The sequence below is a fragment of the Streptomyces sp. NPDC059371 genome, assembly GCF_042751995.1.
Lineage (GTDB): Bacteria > Actinomycetota > Actinomycetes > Streptomycetales > Streptomycetaceae > Streptomyces.
Window position 1 is genome coordinate 1 of sequence record NZ_JBHYXD010000023.1, and the last position, 2,838, is coordinate 2,838.

The 2,838-nt window shown below is 69.8% G+C and carries 2 protein-coding genes; both read right to left on the reverse strand.

The features are described from left to right. Positions 1 to 246 precede the first annotated feature (246 nt). Positions 247 to 1,971: a methionine--tRNA ligase gene (gene metG / locus ACFXGX_RS15805; RefSeq protein ID WP_384790466.1), complete on the reverse strand. Its 1,725-nt coding sequence runs from the start codon at positions 1,969 to 1,971 to the stop codon at positions 247 to 249. Between the two features lie 162 nt (positions 1,972 to 2,133). Beyond that, on the reverse strand, positions 2,134 to 2,838 hold a 705-nt coding region (locus ACFXGX_RS15810; protein ID WP_384790469.1), incomplete at its 5' end, for a VWA domain-containing protein.

Consider the following 2,838-nt stretch of genomic DNA (forward strand, 5'->3'; position numbering starts at 1 on the left):
GTGTATACGAGACCGGCGGGGACCGCCGCGGCGCCGCTCGGCGGCAGAACGGCTTTGGTCGCGGCCGCCCCGGCGACCGCGATCGAGGAGACGGCGGCGGCAAGGCCGCGCCGTCTCGGGGCGTGTCTGCCCACGTGCGAAGTCCCTCCCCGCGAGGGCACTCGCCCCCGCCAAGTGAGCGGACTTTACCAGCCCTTTTACCGCCCTTGGCGGGCGGGTGGGCCGATGCGCGCGGGGCTGGCTCTCTCAGCCCTGCGAGCCGCCGAAGCGCTCCTTGTACGACTCCAGGTCCTCGTCCGTGATCTTGGCGAAGAGGACCGGGGGAACGGTGAAGGGGGTGCCGGCGGGGAGGAAGGACAGGGCGCGGGCCTCGTCGGCGCTCACCCAGGTCGCCGTGTCGTCCGCGAGGGCGAAGGCAGAGCGCATCGCGCGGGCGGACGCCGGGATGAAGGGCTCCGAGACCACCGAGTACAGGTGGATCAGGTTCATCGCCGTGCGCAGCGTCAGGGCCGCGCCCTCCGGGCTGGTCTTGATCTCCAGCCAGGGGGCCTTCTCCTCCAGGTAGGAGTTGCCCGCGGACCACAGGGCGCGCAGCGCCGCGGCCGCCTTGCGGTACTGGAGGGCCTCCATCTGGGACTCGTACTCCGCGAGCAGGCCCGCGATCTCGGCGCCCAGCTTCGCCTCGGCCTCGCCGGCCTCCGCACCCGCCGGGACCTCCTCGCCGAAGCGCTTCTTGGAGAAGGACAGCACGCGGTTGACGAAGTTGCCGAGGGTGTCGGCCAGGTCCTTGTTCACCGTGGCCGTGAAGTGCTCCCAGGTGAACGACGAGTCGTCCGACTCGGGGGCGTTGGCGATGAGGAAGTAGCGCCAGTAGTCGGCGGGCAGGATGTCCAGCGCCTGGTCCGTGAAGACACCGCGCTTCTGGGACGTGGAGAACTTCCCGCCGTAGTACGTCAGCCAGTTGAAGGCCTTGACGTAGTCGACCTTCTTCCACGGCTCGCGCACGCCCAGCTCGGTGGCCGGGAACATCACGGTGTGGAAGGGCACGTTGTCCTTGGCCATGAACTGCGTGTAGCGGACCGGGTTCTCGCCGGAGTCCGCGTCGTACCACCAGGACTTCCAGTCGCGGTTCTCGGCGTCCTGGTCGGACCACTCCTTCGTCGCGCCGATGTACTCGATCGGGGCGTCGAACCAGACGTAGAAGACCTTGCCCTCGGCCGCCAGCTCCGGCCACGTGTCGGCCGGGACCGGGACACCCCAGTCCAGGTCACGGGTGATCGCGCGGTCGTGCAGGCCCTCGGTCAGCCACTTGCGGGCGATGGAGGAGGCGAGCTGCGGCCACTCCGACTCGTGGCGGGCCACCCACTCCTCGACCTCGTGCTGGAGCTTCGACTGGAGGAGGAACAGGTGCTTCGTCTCACGGACCTCCAGGTCCGTCGAGCCGGAGATCGCCGAACGCGGGTCGATCAGGTCCGTGGGGTCGAGGACGCGCGTGCAGTTCTCGCACTGGTCGCCGCGGGCCTTGTCGTAACCGCAGTGCGGGCAGGTGCCCTCGACGTAGCGGTCGGGGAGGAACCGGCCGTCCGTCGGCGAGTACACCTGACGGATCGCGCGCTCCTCGATGAAGCCGTTCTCGTTCAGGCGGCGCGCGAAGTGCTGGGTGATGTCGCGGTTCTCCGGGCTGGAGCTGCGGCCGAAGTAGTCGAAGGCCAGCTCGAAGCCGTCGTACACGGCCTTCTGCGCGTCGTGCGCCTGCGCGCAGAACTCGTCGACCGGCAGACCGCGCTCCTTGGCCGCCAGCTCGGCGGGGGTGCCGTGCTCGTCCGTCGCGCAGATGTACAGGACGTCGTGGCCGCGCTGGCGGAGGTACCGGGAGTACACGTCCGCCGGGAGCATGGACCCCACCATGTTGCCCAGGTGCTTGATCCCGTTGATGTACGGAAGGGCGCTGGTGATGAGGTGTCGAGCCATCGCGGGCTGCTCCCAGGTCGCTGCGTGGGGCGACGATCGCGTCCGGATTCCGGTGGGCCGGTCGTCGCCGGTGAACCTTGAAATCGTAGCCGACATGGGTGGGCCGCCCGCTTCCCGTTTTAAGGCGTGGGAAGGGGGCGGCCGGGGTGCTGCTCGGACGGGTTACGGGCGCCAGTTCTCCAGCACGCCGTCGTAGACCTCCACGTCGGTCAGCTCGCGGGGGGCCGGACCCGCGTGGAAGAAGGCCGTGTTCCCGGTCTTCAGCCTGCGCAGGTAGTCGAAGGCCTTGTTGTCGTGCTCGCCGAAGGCGACGAACGAGAAGAAGACGCCCGGGTGGTTCCTCGCCGCGTCCGTGAGGGACTGGGTGGCGGGGGTCTTGGCGTCCGGGGCGCCGTCCGTCTGGAAGATCACCAGGGCCGGGTCGGTGGAGCCGGACCGCTGGTGGTGGGTGACCACTTCCTCCACGGCGACGTGGTAGCTCGTACGGCCCATGCGGCCGAGGCCGGCGTGCAGGTCGTCGACCTTGTTCTCGTGCTCGGCGAGCGTGAGGGTGCCGGTGCCGTCCAGTTCGGTGGAGAAGAAGACGACGTGGACCGTCGCGGCCGGGTCGAGGTGGGCGGCGAGGGCCAGGGCCTGCTCGCCGAGGGCCTGGGCGGAGCCGTCCTTGTAGTACGCGCGCATCGACGAGGAGCGGTCGAGGACCAGGTAGACCTTGGCGTGCTTGCCGGTGAGGTCGTGCTTCTGGAGTGCGGTGCCGGCTTCCTGGTACGCCGTGACCAGGGCCGGGGCCTCGGCCTTGACGTGGCCGAGTGCGGTCGGCTCCGCCGCGGTCACCAGCTCTGCCTCGGGCTCGGTGACCGGCGCCGC

Excerpts from the sequence above, each read along its gene's own strand:
- metG (WP_384790466.1), bottom strand. The coding sequence starts at position 1,971 with ATGGCTCGACACCTCATCACCAGCGCCCTTCCGTACATCAACGGGATC.